General features: G+C 63.1%; 16 protein-coding genes and 1 pseudogene. 5 read left to right on the top strand and 12 right to left on the bottom strand.

Features of this window, described 5'->3' with window-relative positions; translation table 11 throughout:
* Positions 1-9 precede the first annotated feature (9 nt).
* The 5 genes from C4K27_RS24195 to C4K27_RS24175 are packed head-to-tail and all read right to left on the bottom strand — an operon-like array spanning position 10 to position 5413.
* Entirely contained in the window at positions 10-1035 is a 1026-nt protein-coding gene (locus tag C4K27_RS24195; protein WP_053262412.1) for an AAA family ATPase, read from the bottom strand.
* Complete coding sequence (locus C4K27_RS24190) at positions 1032-2195, bottom strand: DUF4350 domain-containing protein (protein ID WP_053262411.1); 1164 nt, start codon at positions 2193-2195, stop codon at positions 1032-1034. The genes C4K27_RS24195 and C4K27_RS24190 overlap by 4 nt, the downstream gene beginning before the upstream one ends.
* The gene (locus C4K27_RS24185; RefSeq protein WP_053262410.1) at positions 2192-3730 is read right to left on the bottom strand and encodes a DUF4129 domain-containing protein; all 1539 of its coding nucleotides are present in this window, start codon (positions 3728-3730) and stop codon (positions 2192-2194) included. The genes C4K27_RS24190 and C4K27_RS24185 overlap by 4 nt, the downstream gene beginning before the upstream one ends.
* Positions 3717-4694, bottom strand: a complete 978-nt coding sequence (locus C4K27_RS24180; protein WP_053262673.1) for a stage II sporulation protein M — start codon at positions 4692-4694, stop codon at positions 3717-3719. Before C4K27_RS24180 ends, C4K27_RS24185 begins: the two co-directional genes overlap by 14 nt.
* Positions 4691-5413, bottom strand: coding sequence for an RDD family protein (locus C4K27_RS24175; RefSeq protein WP_053262409.1), 723 nt, complete (start codon positions 5411-5413; stop codon positions 4691-4693). The genes C4K27_RS24180 and C4K27_RS24175 overlap by 4 nt, the downstream gene beginning before the upstream one ends.
* Positions 5414-5595: 182 nt before the next feature.
* On the opposite strand from C4K27_RS24175, the gene sbcB reads away from it, so the two are divergent.
* Positions 5596-7026, top strand: a complete 1431-nt coding sequence (sbcB, locus tag C4K27_RS24170; RefSeq protein ID WP_053262408.1) for an exodeoxyribonuclease I — start codon at positions 5596-5598, stop codon at positions 7024-7026.
* A 104-nt stretch (positions 7027-7130) separates the two neighbouring features.
* Here the strand turns inward: sbcB and mvaT are convergent, their stop codons facing one another.
* The gene (gene mvaT / locus C4K27_RS24165) at positions 7131-7505 is read right to left on the bottom strand and encodes a histone-like nucleoid-structuring protein MvaT (RefSeq protein WP_007931174.1); all 375 of its coding nucleotides are present in this window, start codon (positions 7503-7505) and stop codon (positions 7131-7133) included.
* A gap of 338 nt (positions 7506-7843) precedes the next feature.
* Here mvaT and purU point away from each other — a divergent pair, with 338 nt between their 5' ends.
* Positions 7844-8692: a formyltetrahydrofolate deformylase gene (purU, locus tag C4K27_RS24160; protein WP_007931173.1), complete on the top strand. Its 849-nt coding sequence runs from the start codon at positions 7844-7846 to the stop codon at positions 8690-8692.
* 78 nt (positions 8693-8770) lie between these two features.
* On the top strand, positions 8771-8953 hold the full coding sequence (locus tag C4K27_RS24155) for a hypothetical protein (protein WP_053262407.1): 183 nt from the start codon (positions 8771-8773) through the stop codon (positions 8951-8953).
* Here C4K27_RS24155 and C4K27_RS24150 read toward each other — a convergent pair.
* From C4K27_RS24150 to C4K27_RS31790, 5 genes and pseudogenes are all read right to left on the bottom strand, one after another.
* Positions 8940-9935 (bottom strand): glucosaminyl phosphatidylglycerol flippase, encoded by a 996-nt coding sequence (locus tag C4K27_RS24150; RefSeq protein ID WP_053262406.1) that lies wholly within the window; start codon positions 9933-9935, stop codon positions 8940-8942. The genes C4K27_RS24155 and C4K27_RS24150 overlap by 14 nt on opposite strands.
* Positions 9932-10690: an N-acetylglucosaminyl phosphatidylglycerol deacetylase gene (locus C4K27_RS24145; protein WP_053262405.1), complete on the bottom strand. Its 759-nt coding sequence runs from the start codon at positions 10688-10690 to the stop codon at positions 9932-9934. The genes C4K27_RS24150 and C4K27_RS24145 overlap by 4 nt, the downstream gene beginning before the upstream one ends.
* A gap of 10 nt (positions 10691-10700) precedes the next feature.
* Complete coding sequence (locus tag C4K27_RS24140) at positions 10701-11822, bottom strand: N-acetylglucosaminyl phosphatidylglycerol synthase (protein WP_053262404.1); 1122 nt, start codon at positions 11820-11822, stop codon at positions 10701-10703.
* Positions 11823-11993: 171 nt separating this feature from the next.
* Complete coding sequence (locus tag C4K27_RS31795) at positions 11994-12758, bottom strand: methyl-accepting chemotaxis protein (RefSeq protein ID WP_370686811.1); 765 nt, start codon at positions 12756-12758, stop codon at positions 11994-11996.
* A 93-nt stretch (positions 12759-12851) separates the two neighbouring features.
* A pseudogene (locus C4K27_RS31790) lies at positions 12852-13883 on the bottom strand (HAMP domain-containing protein); the annotation flags it as partial.
* A gap of 180 nt (positions 13884-14063) precedes the next feature.
* Between C4K27_RS31790 and C4K27_RS24130 the strand changes: the two are divergent.
* A complete protein-coding gene (locus tag C4K27_RS24130) occupies positions 14064-15551 on the top strand; it encodes a helicase HerA-like domain-containing protein (RefSeq protein WP_053262672.1) in 1488 nt (495 codons plus the stop codon).
* Between the two features lie 15 nt (positions 15552-15566).
* Here the strand turns inward: C4K27_RS24130 and C4K27_RS24125 are convergent, their stop codons facing one another.
* The gene (locus C4K27_RS24125) at positions 15567-16022 is read right to left on the bottom strand and encodes a DUF721 domain-containing protein (protein WP_007931160.1); all 456 of its coding nucleotides are present in this window, start codon (positions 16020-16022) and stop codon (positions 15567-15569) included.
* A 306-nt stretch (positions 16023-16328) separates the two neighbouring features.
* Between C4K27_RS24125 and secA the strand changes: the two genes are divergently transcribed.
* Positions 16329-19070 (top strand): preprotein translocase subunit SecA, encoded by a 2742-nt coding sequence (gene secA / locus C4K27_RS24120; RefSeq protein WP_053262402.1) that lies wholly within the window; start codon positions 16329-16331, stop codon positions 19068-19070.
* Positions 19071-19180: the final 110 nt, after the last annotated feature.

The raw sequence follows: 19180 nt of genomic DNA, 5'->3' as shown, positions 1-19180 counted from the left end.
TTGGCGGGCTCACAGTCGTGGCGCCGGCACTTGATCGAGCAGTTGCTTGAGCACCTGCTCCACCGACAAGCCTTCGATATCCAGCTCCGGGGCGATCCGCACGCGATGCCGCAGCACCGCCAGGGCGCAACCTTTGATGTCGTCCGGAATGACGAACTCGCCACCCCGCAACAAGGCCCTGGCCCGGGCCCCACAGACCAGGGCGATCGACGCCCGCGGCCCGGCGCCGAGGGTCAGCCCCGGCCAACTGCGAGTGGCCCGGGCCAGCCGCACGGCGTAGTCGAGGACCTGCTCGTCCAGCGGCAGGTCGCTGGCAATCCGCTGCAGGGCCAGCACGTCCTTGGCCTGCAGCAGGGTACGCAGCGGCTGCACGTCGAGCATGTCGGACCGGGGCGAGCGGGTGACCTGGCGGACCATGTTCAATTCCTGGTCGCTGTCCGGGTAATCCATGCGCAGCTTGAGCATGAAACGGTCGAGTTCGGCTTCCGGCAGTGGGTAGGTGCCTTCCTGTTCGATCGGGTTCTGCGTGGCCAGGACCATGAAGGGCTGGGCGATGGGCAGCGCCCGGCCTTCGAGGGTGACCTGGCGTTCCTGCATGGCTTCGAGCAGGGCGGCCTGGGTCTTGGCCGGCGCGCGGTTGATCTCGTCGGCCAGCAACAAGTTGGTGAACAAGGGGCCCTTGCGCAGCTTGAACTGCTCGGTCTGCAGGTCGTAGACCGCATGGCCGGTGACGTCGCTGGGCATCAGGTCCGGGGTGAACTGGATACGCGCGAACTCGCCGCCAAAGCAGCGGGCCAGAGCGCGCACCAGCAAGGTCTTGCCCAGCCCGGGCACGCCTTCGAGCAGCACGTGGCCACCGGCGATCAGGGCGGTGAGCACGTCGTCGATCACCGCGTCCTGGCCGATCACCGCCTTTTGCAGTTCGTGGCGCAGGGCCTGGGCCAGCTGGCTGGCGCGCTGACGTTGCTGGACGGCATGCGCTTGCGCATGGCCGGGCTCGGTGGTGGGAAGCGGTTCGGCGGGAAGGTCGCTCATAGGGCATTCCTGAGAGTTTGCAGGTGGGTGACCAGACGGCTGAAGTCGGCGCTGGAAAGGCGTTGTGCCGGCTGGGGCGCCAGGGCCTGGCTGATGACGCTGTCCGGTTGCCGGGTAAGGCGGGCCAGGACCTGCCCTTGTTCGGTGGCGGTGAGTCGTTCGAAACCGGGATGACGATGCTGGGCGCGGCGCAGGATGTCCTGCTGCAGGCTATGCAGCAGCCCCTGCTGACCGGTGTGGCGCAACAGGAAGTGGGCGCTGGCTTGTAGGTGCTCGCGCAACTGGCGCCGGGCCCTGGGCATCGGGGCCTGCATCGGTCCGTGGCGAACCCCGACATGCCACAGCCACAGGCCGAGCAGTGCGGCGAGGGCCACCAACGCCTGGGGGAAATACTTCAGCAGCAGGCTCCAGAGGCTGTCGTGATCGGTGTCGAACAGCAGGGTGACGTCGCTGTCGGCGCTCAGGTACCAGAGCAGCCAGGCGTTGTCGTACTTGGCAATCAACGGCGTCTTCCAGATCTCGGCGTCGGTGAGCACGGTCACCGAACCCTGGCCGTAGCTCAGTTGCATCATGTGGGTGGCCCGGGCGCTGTTGGCCCAGGACTGGGCGAGGTTGTCCGGGTCTTCCAGGTGGAAGTCGGTGTCGAAACCGATGTAGGCCGGCGCGTCTTGGTCTTCCAGGTAGAGCTTGGTCAGTTTCGGGTAGGGCTCTTTGCCGGCGCCTGGCGGCGGGGCTTTGAGGTCCTTGCTGAGAAACTGGCGCAGGTGCAGGCGATCGAGCAACAGGTCGCCACTGCGTCCGGCCTCTTTGTTCCACAGTGCTTCGGCGACGAACAGCAGGCGCCCGCCGGCACGGGCCCAGTCCAGCAGTTGCTCGACCTGCTGCGGCGTCATGTTCGAGCGCTCGCCCAGCAGCAACAGGCTGTTCTGCTGCGGCTTGAGGGTCGGCAGCACCTCCAGGCCGTTGGCGTGGTGAACCTGCAAGCCGCGCTGGCGCAGGAACATTTCCGCCGCCAGGTATGGGTTGGCGCGGGCTTGCGGGGAGGGGCCGTGATCGATGGTTTCCTGGTAGGGCCTGGCGTTGAGGTAGAGGTACAGCAGCAAGCCGCCGAGCAGGCCAGCGACCAGTAGCGCGAGCAGCGGCAGCAGGCGCCGGTTCATCGTGGGGCTCCCGGGCCGAACAGGGTGCGCCAGCCATCGCACAGTTCCTGCTTCAATTGCGCGGGAGGCAGGCGATGACCGTAGGCCAGGTTCTGCCAGTGCTGGGTCAGGCTGTTGCTGAATGCCTGCAGCTGGGGCAACTGCAAAGCCTTGATCTGCTCGAGGACCTGGCCCTCGGTGTCCGCCGGTTTCAGCGGCAGGCGGAAGTCATGCAGGAGCCGGCTCAGCAGCGCGCGGTACAACAGCCCGAGGGCTTCGCGTGGCTGCTGTGGCCAGAGTGCCTCGGCAGCGCTAGCGACATCCTCGGGCAAGGTGTCGGGGTTGAGGTCCAGGCCGAACAGCTGGTGCGGAGCGGCTCGCGCAGGGACTTTGCCCGGCAGCGCTCGGCGGCCGACAAAGGCCCGCAACCATTCACGATGACGCCACACCAGCAAGGCCAGCGCTCCCAGCAGCAGGGCCCAGAGCAGGATCTCCAGGGCCTTGGCCGCGGCGCCAAAGGCACTGCTATCCAGCAGGTCGGTCAGGGCCTTGAGCCAGCCTGGCAACTCAGATTGTTCAGCGCTTTTCGGGCTGTCTTCGTCGAACCGGTAACGGGTCACGGTCTGCGGGTTCTTGAAGGGCGGCTGGTCGAGGATCTGGCTGATGCTGTCTTTCGCGGCCTGGCTGGTCAGCGGCTGATCCAGCAGGCGCGGGCTGTCAGGGCCAGTGGCCGGCTCGGCGGCCCAGGCCTCTGGCGGCATGGGCAGCAGGCTCAGGCTGCCCAGGACCAGCAGCAGGGCGGCGCCACTCAAGCGCTGCCGCAGGCGGCGCAGCACCAGTTCGATATCCCAGGCCTCCAGCAGCGTGCGGCGATTGAGGTAGAGGCTGAAGCCGCAGGCGACGTACACCGGCTCCCAGACAATCAGGACCAGAGCGTAAAAAGCGTTGGTCAGGTGTTCGAGCCAGAGCCAATCCTGCTCGGCGGCGGCAATCAGCGTCTGCCAGTCCCAGTCCAGCTCGATCTGTTGTGGCAGCAATAGATAGAACAACGCCAGCAGGCCGATCCACAAGATGCCTTCCAGGTGCACGCCGATCAGGGTCAGCCAGTGCGCGGCCCCGGCATTGCGCTGTTGCAGCACCCGCACCCGTTGCTGGCGCGCCTCGCCACTCAGGCCCTCGAGCTGCACCACGGGCATGATGAAACTGCGGCTCAGGCTCAGGCGGCGCCAGGTCAGGCTGGCCAGCAGTTGCGGCTTGAGTAGCCTGGGCCATTGGTGCAGGGCCTGGCGCAAGGTCGGGGTTTCGCCGAACAGGGCCTTGGCGAGGATGTACAGCGGCAGCCGTTCGAAGGCCGGCTTGAGCCACCAGAACAGCAGCAGGGCGAGGGTAGGCGAGTCCCAGAGCAACAGGCTGAGCAGGGCGAATACCGGCAGGGTGATCAGCGCCCAGCTGGTCATCAGCAGGCGTCGGTGGCGCTGGCTCAGCAGTACTCCCAGGTCCATGGCTTCCCAGGTCGTGCGCGGGCGAATCACCACGCTGGCTTCACTCAGGCGCATGGCGGCGTCCAGCGAATATCAGGTAGGCCAGGACCAGCAGCCAGCAGATGCCGCCGACCAGGTATTTGATCCAGGCCGCGGGCCAGGTCAGGGAGGACCAATAGGCTTCGATAAAGGCAGCGATCAGCAGGAACAGGATGACCCCGCAGATCAACCGCACGCTGGTGCGCGCGGCCAGCAGCAAGGCTTCGCCGCGGGGCAGGCGCCCGGGGGCTATCAGCGCCCAGCCCATTTTCAATCCCGCCGCGCCGGCCAGGGCGATGGCGCTGAGCTCGAAGGCACTGTGGCCGATGACAAACGACCAGAAGGTGGCGCCATAACCGATCTGGGTCAGGTGCCCGGCCACCGCGCCGATGGTCAGGCCGTTGAAGAACAGGAAGAACAGGCTCCCCAGGCCAAACAGCAGGCCGCTGGCAAAGGTCTGAAAAGCGATGCCGATGTTGTTCATGATGTAGTAGCCGAACATCATCCAGTCTTCGCCGGCGGCCCGGTTGGCGAGGCGGCCCAGGCGACTGGCATCTGGATCGTAGAGGCGTTGCATTTCGGCCACCTGTTGCGGGCTGACCACGCTGTAGATCAGTTCGGGCACCAGGTACACCAGCAGGCCGACACCCAGCAGGCTGCCAAAGAACACCAGGCTGGCCGCCAGGACGAAGCGCCATTGTTCGCGCACCAGCTGCGGGAAACCGGCCAGGACAAAGCCCAGGACCCGGGCGCTCAACGGGCTGCGTTGGCGATAGAGCTGCTGATGGCCGCGCAGCGCCAGTTGTTGCAACGGGTCGACCAGGAAGCTGCTGTAGCCGCGTTCCTGGGCCAGGGCCAGGTGTTGGCACAAACGGCGGTAATCCTCGGGAAAACGGGCATGGGTCTCGGGCGTCGCCTGGCCACGTTCCAGTTGTTCGAGCTGTTCGCGCAGGCGCTGCCACAAGGCTTGATGACGGTTTTCGAACAGGCTCTGTTTCATGTCGGCCCCAGCAGTCCGCGGGCGATGCCATTGAGTTCGTCACGGGCCTGCGCGGGGGTTACATGCAGAGGCTCGGCGAGTAGCGCGGCCAGCTCCTGGACCCGATCCGCGGACAGTTGTTCCTGGCGTTCGGCGTAGCTGAGGATGGCCCGTTGCTCAGTCAGGCTCAGGGCGAAGGCGGCGGTTCTGGCGGGCACTGCCGGCAAGGTCGGGCGGACCACCGGCTGCTCGCGGTAGATCACCAGGGTGCCGGCCGCCAGGTCGCCGAGGCGCTTGAAGGTCGGGTGCTGCAGGCAACTGATGGCGCCGAGGCAATAACCGAACGGCAACATGTCGACAAAACGCAGCAGGTTGCGGGTCAGGGAAGGGCCCCAGCCGATGGGTGTGCCATCGTCCTGCACGACCCGCAGGCCCATCAGCTGCTTGCCTGGCGAGCAGCCCTGATTCAACACCTCGAACAGCACCATGTACCACCAACTGACCAGAAACAGCAGGATCGAGCCCAGCCCCATGCCGAGCTGGCCGAGAAACCCCAGGACAATAAACAGCATGCCGAGGATCAGGCCACGAAAGCCCAGGTCGATGGCAAAGGCCAGGGCGCGCGACATCAGCCCCGCCGGCCGCAGCGGCAGGTCGATGCCTTCTGGCGTTTCGACCTGGTAGCGGGTGTCCAGTGGCGGGGGCAATGCTTTCCCTGGCAGTGCTGTCGTCTCGAGCATAGGCAACTTGAAGCTGGCCTGGTGGCGATGGATGACCGCCTGATGCTAGCAGTGTCGGAGGGGCGAACGACATCATTAACTGTGCCGCGTGACGTGCGCCGTTACCCTTGAATCATCACAAGGCTGGCCGCGGCTGGTGCCAAGCGCCTAGACTTTGCCGGTCTTTTGCTCAGGAACAGCCCGTGACTTCCATCTTCTGGTACGACTACGAAACCACCGGCATCAACCCGCGCTGCGATCGGCCGTTGCAGGTGGCGGGGATCCGCACCGACTTCGAACTCAACGAGATCGGCGAGCCGGTCAATCTTTACTGTCAGCCCAGCGACGACATCCTGCCTCATCCAGCGGCCTGCATGATCACCGGCATTACCCCGGGCCGGCTGGCCGAACAGGGGCTGAGCGAAGCCGATTTCATGACCCGGGTGCACGCCCAGCTGGCGGCACCGGGCACTTGTGGCGCCGGCTACAACACCCTGCGCTTCGACGACGAGATGACCCGCTACAGCCTGTACCGGAATTTCTTCGACCCTTATGCCCGCGAGTGGCAAGGCGGCAACAGCCGCTGGGACCTGATCGATGTGGTGCGCACCGCCTATGCCTTGCGCCCGGAAGGGATTGTCTGGCCGCGGGACGAGGAGGGGCGGGTGACCCTGAAGCTGGAGCGCCTGACCGCCGCCAATGGCATCGATCACGGACATGCCCACGAAGCGCTGTCCGATGTGCGCGCCACTATTGCCTTGGCCAGGCTGATTCGGGACAAGCAGCCGAAGTTGTATGAATGGCTGTTCCAGTTGCGCAGCAAGCAGAAAGTCATGGACCAGGTTCGTCTGTTGCAACCGCTGGTGCATATTTCCGGACGCTTTTCCGCGGCGCGCAGTTATGTCGGCGTGGTCCTGCCGCTGGCCTGGCATCCGCGCAACCGCAACGCCCTGATTGTCTGTGACCTGCACCTGGACCCACAGGGATTGCTCGAGTTGGACGCCGAGACGCTGCGCCAGCGTTTGTATACCCGCCGCGAAGACCTGGCCGAAGGCGAGTTGCCGGTGCCGTTGAAGCTGATCCATATCAACCGCTGCCCGGTCGTCGCACCGCTGAATGTATTGCGTGGCGAGGACCAGCAGCGTTTGCAACTGGACATGGCGGAATATAAGGCCCGGGCGCTGCGGCTAAGTGACGCACAAGAAGTTTGGCGGGATAAACTTGCGGCAATTTATGCCAGCGAGGATTTTGCCCCCAGCATCGATCCCGAGCAGCAGTTGTACGACGGTTTTATCGGCGATCGCGACCGACGCTTATGCGAACAAGTGCGCAATGCCGAACCGCTTCATTTAGGGCAAGAGCAATGGCCGTTCGATGATGAACGTTTGCCTGAATTATTATTTCGTTATCGCGCCCGTAACTTTCCTGAAACCTTGAACGGGGAGGAGCAAGAGCGCTGGAAGTCATTCTGTCAGCAGCGCCTGTGCGACCCGCAGTGGGGAGCGCCCAATACCCTGGAAAGTTTCAATCAGGCGGCTGCCGAACTACGGGTGAGTGCTACAACGATTCAGCGTCAGGTGCTGGATGAATGGCAGGATTACAGCCGGTCGCTGGCCCTGCGTTTCGGGCTTTGATTGTTCGGCTTAGTACATTCCGGGCATTTGCCGGAAATAAAAAAACGCCAGCAAGCTGGCGTTTTTTCATAAGGTCGCAAATCCCTCTGTGACGGGTATACGGCTTAACCCAGCAGGGTTGCCCAGCCTTCGACCACGTCGCCGCCCCACTTGGCTTTCCACTCTTTCAGGGTTTTGTGGTTGCCGCCCTTGGTTTCGATGACTTCGCCGTTGTGCGGGTTCTTGTATTGTTTGACCTTGCGTGCGCGCTTGGTGCCGGTAGTTTTGGCGGCAACACGTGGCGCCTTAACTTTCGAGTCCGGATCCAGCAGCGCGATGATGTCGCGCAGGGACTTGGAGTATTCACCCATCAGGGCGCGCAGTTTGCCTTCGAATTCCAGCTCGGCTTGCAGTTTGTCGTCTTGCGACAGGTTCTTCAAACGGGCTTGCAGCTCTTTGATAGCTTCTTCTGTGGCGCGGTATTCGTTGATCAGGGACATGAGAATTGCCTTATGTTGAGTGCTGAGTGGCAGGTGACAGTGGCGTAATAATAGTCAGGCAGTTTCCTCAAGTAAACAATAAAGCCGGCTTTTATTTAATTTGATTAGAGTGTTTAGCAAAGATCCTGATTGATGAGTTAAATATTGTGAACGAGTCCGCACGACTATTTCCCACAAAGTTATAGGACTATTTCCAAGTGTGACTGATTTCCCTCTCGCATCGGGCATGAGCCCTACAGGCTGCTCAGAGGAATCGGATTCCGACATCACGAATACTGCAGTTTTGTCGCGCAATCGCTAGAATGGCGGCCTTTGCGAAGTTCTGGAGTTTCCCCCTCATGCGCACTTTTCGGTTGGTGATTTCCTGCCCGGACCGCGTTGGCATCGTTGCCAAAGTCAGTAACTTTCTGGCGTCCCACAACGGCTGGATCACCGAAGCCAGTCACCACTCGGATGACCTGAGTGGCTGGTTCTTCATGCGTCACGAAATACGTGCCGACTCTTTGCCGTTCGGCCTTGAAGCCTTTCGTGAAGCCTTTGCGCCGATTGCCGAAGAGTTCTCGATGGACTGGCGCATCACCGATACCGCGCAGAAGAAGCGCGTGGTGTTGATGGCCAGCCGTGAGTCTCACTGCCTGGCGGACCTGTTGCACCGCTGGCACAGCGACGAACTCGACTGCGAGATCTCCTGTGTGATTTCCAACCACGACGACTTGCGCAGCATGGTCGAGTGGCATGGCATTCCTTATTACCATGTGCCGGTCAACCCTCAGGACAAGGAGCCGGCGTTCGCCGAAGTCTCGCGCCTGGTCAAGCAGCACGACGCCGAAGTGGTGGTGCTGGCGCGCTACATGCAGATCCTGCCGCCGGAACTGTGCAGCGAATACGCGCACAAGGTGATCAACATTCACCACAGCTTCCTGCCGTCGTTCGTCGGCGCCAAGCCTTATCACCAGGCTTCCCTGCGTGGTGTGAAGCTGATCGGCGCGACCTGCCACTACGTGACCGAAGAGCTGGATGCCGGCCCGATCATCGAGCAGGACGTGGTCCGTGTCAGCCACAGCGACAGCATCGAAGATATGGTGCGTTTCGGTCGTGACGTCGAGAAAATGGTCCTGGCCCGCGGCCTGCGCTACCACCTGGAAGACCGCGTGCTGGTGCACGGCAACAAGACTGTCGTGTTCTGATTAAAAGCGCTCTGATCGAATCCGCCGGGCCCGGGCATCCAAGCTCCGGGTCCGGCGATTTTTCATGAGGATCGACCGATGAGTGATCCACTGGACAAAGCCACATTCAAGGCACCCGCCACCCTCGGCGAGGGCTGCCTGAGCCGTTACGACCCGGACGACATGAGCGCCGAGGACGGCACCGAGTTTCCCGGCGCCGCCGAGCTGTGGCAGCAGTTGCAGCAGGATGCCCCGGATTCAGAGCCGCCTAAGCCTGCTTGAGCTTCATCAGGGTGCGCAGCAAGGGGCGCCCGAGCATCATCAGGAATACCGGGCCGCCGGCCAGCAGATAGAAATAGTAGGTGACGGCCCGCCAGATCAGGATGGCCGCGGCCGCCGTCGATTTTCCCACCATGGGCGCCAGCAGCGCCGCCGATGTCAGCTCCGCCGCTCCCGCGCCGCCGGGCAGCAAGCTGAATTGCCCTGCGCTCAGGGCGAGCATCTGGATCAGAAAGGTCCAGGCCCATTGCAGGTCCACCCCCAGCCCGCGCAACGCCAGGTACAGCACGCTGTAGCGCAGCGCCCAATGCATGCAGGTCAGGGCAAAGACCCCCGTCAGGGTCTGCCAGGGCAGTTTCAGGCTATCGCCGAAGGCCTTGAGAAAATGCAGCCATTTGCGCGCCCGGCGCCGACGGGTCGCGGGGCGAATCTTGAAGGGTGCAAGCAGATGGCCACTGAGCAGGATCAGGCGACGGTGGTAGCGGGCTATCGCCAGGCAGATGCATAACCCGCCGAACAGCGAAAGGCTGCTGAGGGCCAGCAGCCATTCCAGGCGCTGGCTGAGGTTCTGGAACAGCGCGTAGAACAGGATCCCCAGCAGCGCGCAGAGGAAGAACAGCAGGTCGCTCAATTGATCCATGGCAAACACCGCGCTGCCGCGAGCCGGGCGCACGCCGTTACGCGCCAGCAGGGCCATCAAGGTCAGGGGGCCGCCACTGCCGCCGGGCGTGGCGCACATGGCGAACTCGGTGGACATCACTACCGCGAGACTCTTCCAGCGTCCCAGCCGGCCGCGGTGTCGACCCAGCAGCAGGCTCAGGCGCAGCGAATTGATGACCCAGCACAGCAGAATCATGCTCAGCATGCCCAGCAGCAACGGCAGGGAAAAACGCTGGACCCGCCCCCACAGTTCGCCGCCGCCCAGCAGCAGCGGGACCAGGAGCGCCGCCAACAAGGCGATGGCCAGCCAGATCGCCCGGCTCATGGGGTACCGCGTGCCCTTGGCGGCTGGGTGTCGAGCCAGTCGGCCTTGGTCAGTGGCTGGCGTCCTTGCTCCAGCAGGCGTTCGAGGGTGCCCAGCCAGTACTGGCGCGAGTCGGGGTGACGCATGTCCACCGGGTGCAGGCCGAGGCGAATCACCGCTGCCTGCTGCCAGTGTCGTTCGCGTTGCAGGCTGAGCAGCCGGGAGGCTGTTCGGCGCCAGGCGCTGCGGGCGCTCCACACCAGGCCGGGGGCGGCGATTGGCGAGAAGTCCGGCAGTCGGTACAGGTGCTGCGGGCCGCTGGTGTAGCGCAGGGGCAGTTGGCGCAGGGCCTGGCGCGTACCCGGGCTCATCAGCCAGGCGGGGGCGACGAACCCCTGCAAGGGCCAGTTGTAACGCTGGAACAGTTCCAGGCCGGCATGCAGGCGTGCCAGGGCGGCGTTTTCCGAGAGGCTGTAGAACTCACCCTCATGGGTGTACACGCGACGCATGAACCAGTCATACGGGGTGCGCGGTGGCGGGCCCTCGTCGCAATGGAAGTAACCGTGCAGCACCAGTTCGTCGCCGCGCTCCAGGCGCGCGCTGAGCAGCCGGCGAAAGCCGGGATGAGCATCGAGCGGGTTGTGCCGGTGAAAATCCGGTACCACCAGCCAGGTCATCGGCACATTGCCCATGGCGTCGACGGTTTCGACGAAGGGTTGGTAGTCGATCCAGGTTTGTGGCGCGACATCGTGCAATACCAGCAGCACGCTGGGCATCCCGGCGGACTCAACCATGGGCCAGCATCGGCTGCTGGGTGCCGAGCACGGCGCGATAGTGCTCCAGCAGGCTGGCGACCACCGTATCCCAGGCGTAATAACGTTCGACATGGCGGCGCGCCCGTTGGCCCCGCTCGGCGCAGCCCTGGGCGAACAGCTCCTGCACGGCATGGGCCATCGCCAGCGGATTGTTCGGCGCACAGAGCAAGCCGCCTTCCGCGGTGACGATTTCCTGGAAGGCCCCGGCGGCCACCGCCACCACGGGAATGCCGCTGGCCATGGCTTCGAGGATCACCAGGCCAAAGGTTTCCTGGTCCCCGGCGTGGACCAGGGCATCGGCGCTGGCCATCAGGCGGGCGACCTGAGGGGCCGGGCAGAACTCGTCGATCACCGTGACATTCTCCGGCACGGCGGTCGGCATGGCCGAGCCCACCAGCAGCAGGTGGTAGCGCTTGCCCAGGCGCTGCATGCAGTTGAGCAACACCGGCAGGTTCTTTTCCTTGGAACCGCGACCGGCAAAGATCAGCAGGCGGCTGTCTTCGGCAATCCCCAGTTCGGTGCGCAGGGCAGGGTCGCGATGACTCGGGTGGAAGGTCTGCAGGTCGACGCCCAGTGGCTGCACATAGACGTTGCGCACGCCCAGGCCGATCAGTTTGTCGGCCATGACCTGGCTGGGGGCCAGGACCCGGTCGAAGTTGCCGTACAGCTTGCGCACGTAGGCCTCGACATTCGGGGTGAACCAGGGGCCCATGCGGTTGCTGACCAGCAGCGGCAGGTCCGAGTGATAAAAGCCGATCACAGGTACGTCCAGCTGGCGCCGCGCATCCAGGGCCGCCCAGGCGGTGAGGTAAGGGTCGCCGACTTCGATCAGGTCCGGTTGCAGGTCATGGAGAATATTGCGCCAGGGCCCCAGGCGCAGTGGAAAACGGTAGCCCTTGCCAAAGGGCAGGGCGGGAGCGGGGACTTTATAGATGCCGTCGCGTTCGCTGAAGTGGGCCCCGGGGATCAGCAAACTGTGGCGGATTCCTGGTTGGCGTCCCAGGCGACGATGCTTGGCGTCCAGATAAGTGCGCACGCCACCGCTGGCAGGGGCGTAGAACATGGTTATGTCAGCGATATGCACGATGATCATCCCTCCGATCCGGTGTTCTCCCTAGGGTTGACCCTTATCAAGGATAGATGTTCGGTCGGGATGCCGTGGCGGTTGGCGATGTGTCTGGATGAACGGTTTGCTGCGGATGCGGGAGGGATTGTCGACAGTCCGGTGCCTGGGTTTTGCCCAGGCACCGGATGGCTGAAGGGATCAGATACGGAAACTGCCGACCAGTTGCTTCAGGCGTGCGGCCTGCTGCTCCAGATCGGAACAGGCGCGCAGGGTCGACTGCAGGTTTTCCACTCCTTCCTGGTTCAGGGTATTGATCTCGGTGATGTCCATGTTGATCGACTCCACCACCGAGGTCTGTTCCTCGGTGGCGGTTGCCACGGACTGGTTCATGCCGTCGATCTCGCCGATGCGCTGGGTCACGCTGTTCAGGCGTTCGCCGGCCTGGTTGGCGATCTCCACGCTGTCCTGGCTGTGGCGCTGGCTGTTGCTCATGGTGCTGACCGACTCGCGGGCGCCGACCTGCAGCTCCTCGATCATGGTCTGCACCTGTTGCGCCGATTCCTGGGTGCGGTGGGCCAGGTTGCGCACCTCGTCGGCAACCACGGCGAAGCCTCGCCCGGCCTCGCCCGCCCGCGCCGCCTCGATGGCCGCGTTGAGGGCCAGCAGGTTGGTCTGCTGGGAGATGCTGGTGATGACTTCGAGGATCTGCCCGATGTTCACAGTCTTGCTGTTGAGGGTTTCGATGTTGCTGCTGGAGGCGCTGATCATGTCCGACAGCTGGTTCATCGCCAGGATGCTGCGGTCCACCACTTGCTGGCCGTCCTCGGCCAGGTTGCGCGCGTCGCTGGCCTGTTGCGAGGCCTGGGCGGCGTTGCGGGCGATTTCCTGGGCGGCGGCGCCGAGCTGATTGATCGCCGCGGCCACGCTGTTGGTGCGGCTGGCCTGCTCGTCGGAATTGAGCATCGACGAATTGGAGGCGCTGACCACGCGCAGGGCGACTTCGTTGACGTGCTCGGTGGCCGACGACACTTCGCGGATCGAACCGTGGATGCGCTCCACGAAGCGGTTGAACGCGGTGCCGAGGATGCCGAATTCATCCTGGTTCTGGATGGTCAGGCGGCGGGTCAGGTCTCCTTCGCCGTCGGCGATGTCCTGCATGGCGCGGGTCATGACATGCAGGGGCTGCATCAGCACCCGGATCAGCATGCCGAGCAGGGCGATGATGATGGCCACGGCGATAACGGTGGCAATGATGGCCGAAGCGCGGAACTCGCTGAGCATCGAGAACGCCTTGTCCTTGTCCACGGACAGGCCGATGTACCAGTTCACCGACGGCAGGCCCTTGATCGGGGTGAAGGTGACGATACGGGTCTTGCCCTCGACTTCGATTTCGCTGAAATCGCCATTGATGCGTGGCGTGTTCTGCGGGTAGGCCTCGCTCAGGCTCTTCATCACCAGCGCCTTGTCCGGGTGCACCAGGATCTTGCCGTCGGCGCTGACCAGGAAGGCATAGCCCATGCCGTCGAAATCCAGGGCGTTGAGGGTTTCGATCAGGGTTTGCAGGCTCAGGTCGCCGCCCACCACGCCGATGCTCTGCCCGCCGTTACGCGAGGCGGTGGCGACGGAAATGATCAACTGGCCGGTGGCTGCATCTATATAGGGTTCGGTGAGAGTCGAGCCGCTGCTGCTTTCGGCGCCCTTGTACCAGGGGCGAACGCGCGGGTCGAAGCCGTCGGGCATCTTCGCGTCCGGGCGGATGGTGAAGCTGCCGCTGGCATCACCCAGGTAGGAGGCCATGAAGGTCGAGGTCAGGGCCTTCTGTTCGAGCAGGCTGGCCACCTTGGTCGATTGCGGGTCGATCGCCAGGTTTTGTGCAAGGTTCTCGATCAGCAGGATGCGCCCGGTGAGCCAGGTCTGGATGTTGCTGGCGGTCACATCGCCCATTTCATGCAGGTAATTGTCCAGGTCTTCGCGGATCGCGTTGCGCTGTAAGTAGTCGTTGTACAGCGTGAAGGAAGCGAAGGCGGCAATAACGATGAGGGCGGCGGCAAGCAGGATTTTATGGCTGAAGCGCAGGTTTTTGTTCATGGCTTGTGGTGTCCGCTAGGTCTTAATGTCACGAGCGTGCTCTTATAAAAGCGCGCAAAATGGGCGGGGTTGAAAGTAAGTTGATATTTCCACCTCTCCTTGGGGAATTATCTGAACTATTTTTCAGTCTTTTCTGATCTATCGGCCGGTCAAGGCTAAAGATTAACCATGGGTGACAAAATGCCGGATTCATCGCAACTCGTTATCGGTGCCGATCTCGCGGGGCAACCGATTGCCCAGGCCATGCGCCTGGCAAATCGTCACGGGCTGGTGGCAGGCGCTACCGGGACAGGGAAAACCGTCACCTTGCAGCGACTGGCGGAAGCGTTCAGCGATGCCGGTGTCGCGGTGTTCGCCGCGGACATCAAGGGTGACCTGTGTGGCCTGGGCGCCGCGGGCAATCCCCAGGGCAAGGTCGCCGAACGTATTGCCGGGATGCCGTGGCTGAACCACAAGCCCCAGGCTTATCCGGTCACGTTGTGGGACATTCACGGGCAGTCCGGGCACCCGCTGCGCACTACCCTGAGTGAAATGGGCCCGCTGTTGCTGGGCAGCCTGCTGGAACTGACCGACAGCCAGCAATCGGCGTTGTACGCGGCATTCAAGGTGGCTGACCGCGAAGGGCTGTTGCTGCTCGACCTGAAAGACCTCAAGGCGTTGCTCAACCACCTCAAGGACAACCCGCAGTTGTTGGGGGATGACGCGGCGCTGATGACCACCGGCTCCAGCCAGGCCTTGTTGCGGCGCCTGGCGACCCTGGAACAGCAGGGCGCCGAGGCCCTGTTCGGCGAGCCGGCCCTGCAACTGGAAGACATCCTGCAGCCGGCCAGTGACGGGCGCGGGCGGATCCACCTGCTCGACGCCAGTCGCCTGGTGCACGAGGCGCCCAAGGTCTATGCGACCTTCCTGTTGTGGCTGCTGGCCGAGCTGTTCGAGCAACTGCCAGAGCGCGGCGATGCGGAAAAGCCGCTGCTGGCGCTGTTTTTCGACGAGGCCCACCTGCTGTTCGCCGGCACGCCCAAGGCGTTGCAGGACCGGCTGGAACAGGTGGTGCGGCTGATTCGCTCCAAAGGCGTGGGCGTGTACTTCGTCACCCAGTCGCCAGGCGACTTGCCGGACGACGTGCTGGCGCAACTGGGGCTGCGCGTCCAGCACGGCTTGCGGGCCTTCACCGCCAAGGAACAGAAGTCCTTGCGCGCCGTGGCGGACGGCTTCCGGCCGAACCCGGCGTTCGATGCGCTGTCGGTGTTGACCGAGCTGGGGATCGGCGAGGCGCTGGTTGGTACGCTGCAGGAAAAAGGCACGCCGGAGATGGTCCAGCGAGTGCTGGTGGCACCGCCGCAATCGCGCATCGGGCCTCTGACCGAGGCCGAGCGTGCGGCGCTGATCAATAGTTCGCCGTTGGTCGGCCGCTATGACAAACCGGTCGACCGCGAGTCGGCCTATGAAGTGCTGATGGGACGCAAGGGCCTGGCACCGGAGGCCGAGGCTGTGCCGGGCAAACCGGCCGCCGAGGAACCGAGCTTTACCGATCGGGCCGGAGAGTTCCTCGGCACTGCCGCCGGTCAGGCCCTGAAGTCCGCCATGCGTCAGGCCGCCAACCAGTTGGGCCGGCAACTGGTGCGCGGGCTGATGGGGTCTTTGCTGGGTGGCAGCAAGCGCCGCTGATCGGCCGCTGGCCAGTCACGCCCGTGGTTTGGCGTGGCTGGCCAGGCGCTCCAGGGCAGCGCGCAGGTTGGGATCGGTGATGCCGTCGGCAGTGGCCTGAATGGTCTCGGCGGCGTTGCTCGACAGGTCCATGGTGTGGCCGGCTGCGCCGCGTTGTACGGTGGGAGGCTGCACTTTGAACAGAATCCGCGTCAGATTGTTGAACTCATTGAACTCCAAAAGCTGACGTTGCAGGCGTTTTTGCTGATAACGCAGGCGCGTCGCCCAGTGGCCGTCGGTGACGATCAGCAACAGGCTGCCTTCGCGCCAGGAGGCGACATGGCAGTGCTCGCGCGCGGCCGGTTGCAGCTGGCTTTCCAGCAGGCGCTGTAGATGCGCCAGGCGCTGGGCGTGGCCGAGTATGGCTTTGAGAGGCTTGGCTTCGCGAAGGAGTACGGCGGGTGCTCTGGCCGTAAGAGGGCGAAATGCCATGATCAGGCACCTGAAGTTACAGAGCCGCCATGGTAGCAGAAAGCGCTGGCCGGACCTCGTTCATCGCTGCGGCTGCGCTTTATCTATTAAATCAATGGTTAACTTCGTACTCGTCCGGGTTGAAACTGGCGCAAAAGGCCTTATTGTAAGTGAGCCCCGTCACAGCGCTGTACCAGCATCGTGGAATAACGCCACTTTCCTCACCATCGTTTCCGGGTAGAATGCTCGTTCGCATGCGGCCATGAGGGCTGCACGGGCGACTCACGGGGCCGCCCTCCATCCCTATGTGTGGAAGATCCTGCCGATATGTTTGCGCCTTTGTTAAAGAAACTTTTTGGAAGCAAGAACGAGCGTGAAGTCAAACGCATGCTCAAGACGGTACAGATCGTCAATGCCTTCGAAGAGCAAATGGTGGCCCTTTCGGACGATCAGTTGCGCGCCAAGACCGAAGAGTTCAAGGCCCGCATAGCCAAAGGTGAAACCCTCGACAAACTGCTTCCCGAAGCCTTTGCGGTCGCCCGCGAAGCCGGCAAGCGGGTCATGGGTATGCGCCACTTCGACGTACAGTTGATCGGCGGCATGACCTTGCATGAAGGCAAGATCGCCGAAATGCGTACCGGTGAAGGCAAGACCCTGGTGGCAACACTGGGCGTTTACCTCAACGCGCTGTCCGGCAAGGGCGTGCACGTGGTCACGGTGAACGACTATCTGGCCCGCCGCGACGCCAACTGGATGCGCCCGCTGTATGAATTCCTCGGCCTGACGGTCGGCGTGGTCACGCCGTTCCAGCCGCCGGAAGAGAAGCGCGCCGCCTACGCCGCCGACATCACCTACGGCACCAACAACGAATTCGGTTTCGACTACCTGCGCGACAACATGGCTTTCAGCATGGAAGACAAGTTCCAGCGCGAGCTCAATTTTGCCGTGATCGACGAAGTCGACTCGATCCTGATCGACGAGGCCCGTACCCCGCTGATCATCTCCGGCCAGGCTGAAGACAGTTCCCGCCTGTACACCGAAATCAACAAGCTGATCCCGCGCCTTGAGTTGCACGTCGAGGAAGTGGAAGGCGAGGTCACCAAGGCCGGTCACTTCACCGTCGACGAGAAGACCCGTCAGGTCGAACTCAACGAAGCCGGTCACCAGTTCATCGAAGAGATGCTGACCCAGGTCGGCCTGCTGGCGGAAGGCGAGAGCCTGTACTCGGCGCACAACCTGGGCCTGCTGACCCACGTCTATGCCGGTCTGCGCGCGCACAAGCTGTTCAACCGCAACGTCGAATACATCGTCCAGGATGGCCAGGTGGTCCTGGTGGACGAACACACCGGTCGTACCATGCCGGGTCGCCGTCTGTCCGAAGGCCTGCATCAGGCCATCGAAGCCAAGGAAAACCTCAACATCCAGGCCGAAAGCCAGACCCTGGCGTCGACCACCTTCCAGAACTATTTCCGTCTGTACACCAAGCTGTCCGGTATGACCGGTACCGCGGACACCGAAGCCTTCGAGTTCCATCAGATCTACGGCCTGCAGGTGATGGTGATTCCACCGAACAAGCCGCTGGCTCGTAAAGACTACAACGACCTGGTGTTCCTGACCGCGGACGAGAAGTATGCCGCGATCATCAACGACATCAAGGAATGCATGACCCAGGGCCGTCCGGTTCTGGTGGGTACCGCGACCATCGAAACTTCCGAGCACATGTCCAACCTGCTCCAGAAGGAAGGCATCGAGCACAAGGTCCTGAACGCCAAGTTCCACGAAAAAGAAGCGGAAATCATTGCCCAGGCCGGTCGTCCGGGCGCCCTGACCATCGCCACCAACATGGCCGGTCGTGGTACCGACATCCTGTTGGGCGGTAACTGGGAAGTCGAAGTCGCCTCCCTGGAAAACCCGACTCCTGAGCAGATTGCCCAGATCAAGGCCGACTGGCAGAAGCGCCACCAGCAAGTGCTGGAGTCCGGCGGCCTGCAGGTGATCGCGTCCGAGCGTCACGAATCGCGTCGTATCGACAACCAGCTGCGTGGTCGCGCCGGTCGTCAGGGTGACGCTGGTTCCAGCCGTTTCTACCTGTCCCTGGAAGACAGCCTGATGCGCATCTTCGCCTCCGACCGGGTGAAGAACTTCATGAAGGCTCTGGGCATGCAGTCCGGCGAAGCGATCGAGCACCGCATGGTGACCAACGCGATCGAAAAGGCCCAGCGCAAGGTAGAAGGCCGCAACTTCGACATTCGCAAGCAACTGCTCGAGTTCGACGACGTCAACAACGAACAGCGTAAAGTGATCTATCACATGCGTAACACGTTGCTGGCCGCGGACAACATCGGCGAGACCATCTCCGACTTCCGCCAGGACGTGCTCAACGCCACCGTCAGCGCGCACATCCCTCCACAATCGCTGCCTGAGCAGTGGGACGTGGCCGGTCTGGAGGCTGCGCTGCAAAGCGACTTCGGTGTGAGCCTGCCGATCCAGCAATGGCTCGACGAAGACGATCACCTGTACGAAGAAACCCTGCGCGAGAAACTGCTCAACGAGCTGGTGGCGGCGTACAACGAGAAAGAAGACCAGGCCGGTGCCGAAGCACTGCGCACCTTCGAGAAACAAATCGTTCTGCGCGTACTGGACGACCTGTGGAAAGACCACCTGTCGACCATGGATCACCTGCGTCACGGTATTCACCTGCGCGGTTATGCGCAGAAGAACCCGAAACAGGAATACAAGCGCGAGTCTTTCACCCTGTTCTCCGAGCTGCTGGATTCCATCAAGCGCGACTCGATCCGTGTGCTGTCGCACGTTCAGGTTCGCCGCGAGGACCCGGTCGAGGAAGAGGCGCGCCTGCGCCAGGAAGCCGAGGCACTGGCCCAGCGCATGCAGTTCGAGCATGCCGAAGCCCCGGGCCTGGAACAGCCGGAAGCGCTGGAAGAGGGCGTCGATGTCGACGTGGCCCTGGCTTCGGCTCCGGTACGCAACGAGCAGAAACTGGGCCGCAACGAACTGTGCTACTGCGGTTCGGGCAAGAAGTACAAACACTGTCACGGCCAGATCAACTAAGATTTTCGCCAGACACTGAAATACCCGCGCCGCGACCGGCATCAGCCGTCGCGGCGTTTTTCCATTCGCCGCACTGCCTGTTGCGATGGCGGTGCACACATCAGGTTAAA

Origin of the sequence: Pseudomonas chlororaphis subsp. chlororaphis (assembly GCF_003945765.1) — a bacterium.
In the GTDB taxonomy this organism is placed as follows: Bacteria; Pseudomonadota; Gammaproteobacteria; order Pseudomonadales; family Pseudomonadaceae; genus Aquipseudomonas; species Aquipseudomonas chlororaphis.
Note: the sequence above shows the minus strand (reverse complement) of the source record. Positions and strands in the feature narration are given on the sequence as shown.

Excerpts from the sequence above, each read along its gene's own strand:
- C4K27_RS24195 (WP_053262412.1), bottom strand. The coding sequence starts at position 1,035 with ATGAGCGACCTTCCCGCCGAACCGCTTCCCACCACCGAGCCCGGCCAT.
- C4K27_RS24190 (WP_053262411.1), bottom strand. The coding sequence starts at position 2,195 with ATGAACCGGCGCCTGCTGCCGCTGCTCGCGCTACTGGTCGCTGGCCTG.
- C4K27_RS24185 (WP_053262410.1), bottom strand. The coding sequence starts at position 3,730 with ATGCGCCTGAGTGAAGCCAGCGTGGTGATTCGCCCGCGCACGACCTGG.
- C4K27_RS24180 (WP_053262673.1), bottom strand. The coding sequence starts at position 4,694 with ATGAAACAGAGCCTGTTCGAAAACCGTCATCAAGCCTTGTGGCAGCGC.
- C4K27_RS24175 (WP_053262409.1), bottom strand. The coding sequence starts at position 5,413 with ATGCTCGAGACGACAGCACTGCCAGGGAAAGCATTGCCCCCGCCACTG.
- mvaT (WP_007931174.1), bottom strand. The coding sequence starts at position 7,505 with ATGTCCCTGATCAACGAATACCGCGCCACAGAAGAAGCTATCAAAGAG.
- purU (WP_007931173.1), top strand. The coding sequence starts at position 7,844 with ATGCGCACTTTTCGGTTGGTGATTTCCTGCCCGGACCGCGTTGGCATC.
- C4K27_RS24155 (WP_053262407.1), top strand. The coding sequence starts at position 8,771 with ATGAGTGATCCACTGGACAAAGCCACATTCAAGGCACCCGCCACCCTC.
- C4K27_RS24150 (WP_053262406.1), bottom strand. The coding sequence starts at position 9,935 with ATGAGCCGGGCGATCTGGCTGGCCATCGCCTTGTTGGCGGCGCTCCTG.
- C4K27_RS24145 (WP_053262405.1), bottom strand. The coding sequence starts at position 10,690 with ATGCCCAGCGTGCTGCTGGTATTGCACGATGTCGCGCCACAAACCTGG.
- C4K27_RS24140 (WP_053262404.1), bottom strand. The coding sequence starts at position 11,822 with ATGATCATCGTGCATATCGCTGACATAACCATGTTCTACGCCCCTGCC.
- C4K27_RS31795 (WP_370686811.1), bottom strand. The coding sequence starts at position 12,758 with ATGCTCAATTCCGACGAGCAGGCCAGCCGCACCAACAGCGTGGCCGCG.
- C4K27_RS24130 (WP_053262672.1), top strand. The coding sequence starts at position 14,064 with ATGCCGGATTCATCGCAACTCGTTATCGGTGCCGATCTCGCGGGGCAA.
- C4K27_RS24125 (WP_007931160.1), bottom strand. The coding sequence starts at position 16,022 with ATGGCATTTCGCCCTCTTACGGCCAGAGCACCCGCCGTACTCCTTCGC.
- secA (WP_053262402.1), top strand. The coding sequence starts at position 16,329 with ATGTTTGCGCCTTTGTTAAAGAAACTTTTTGGAAGCAAGAACGAGCGT.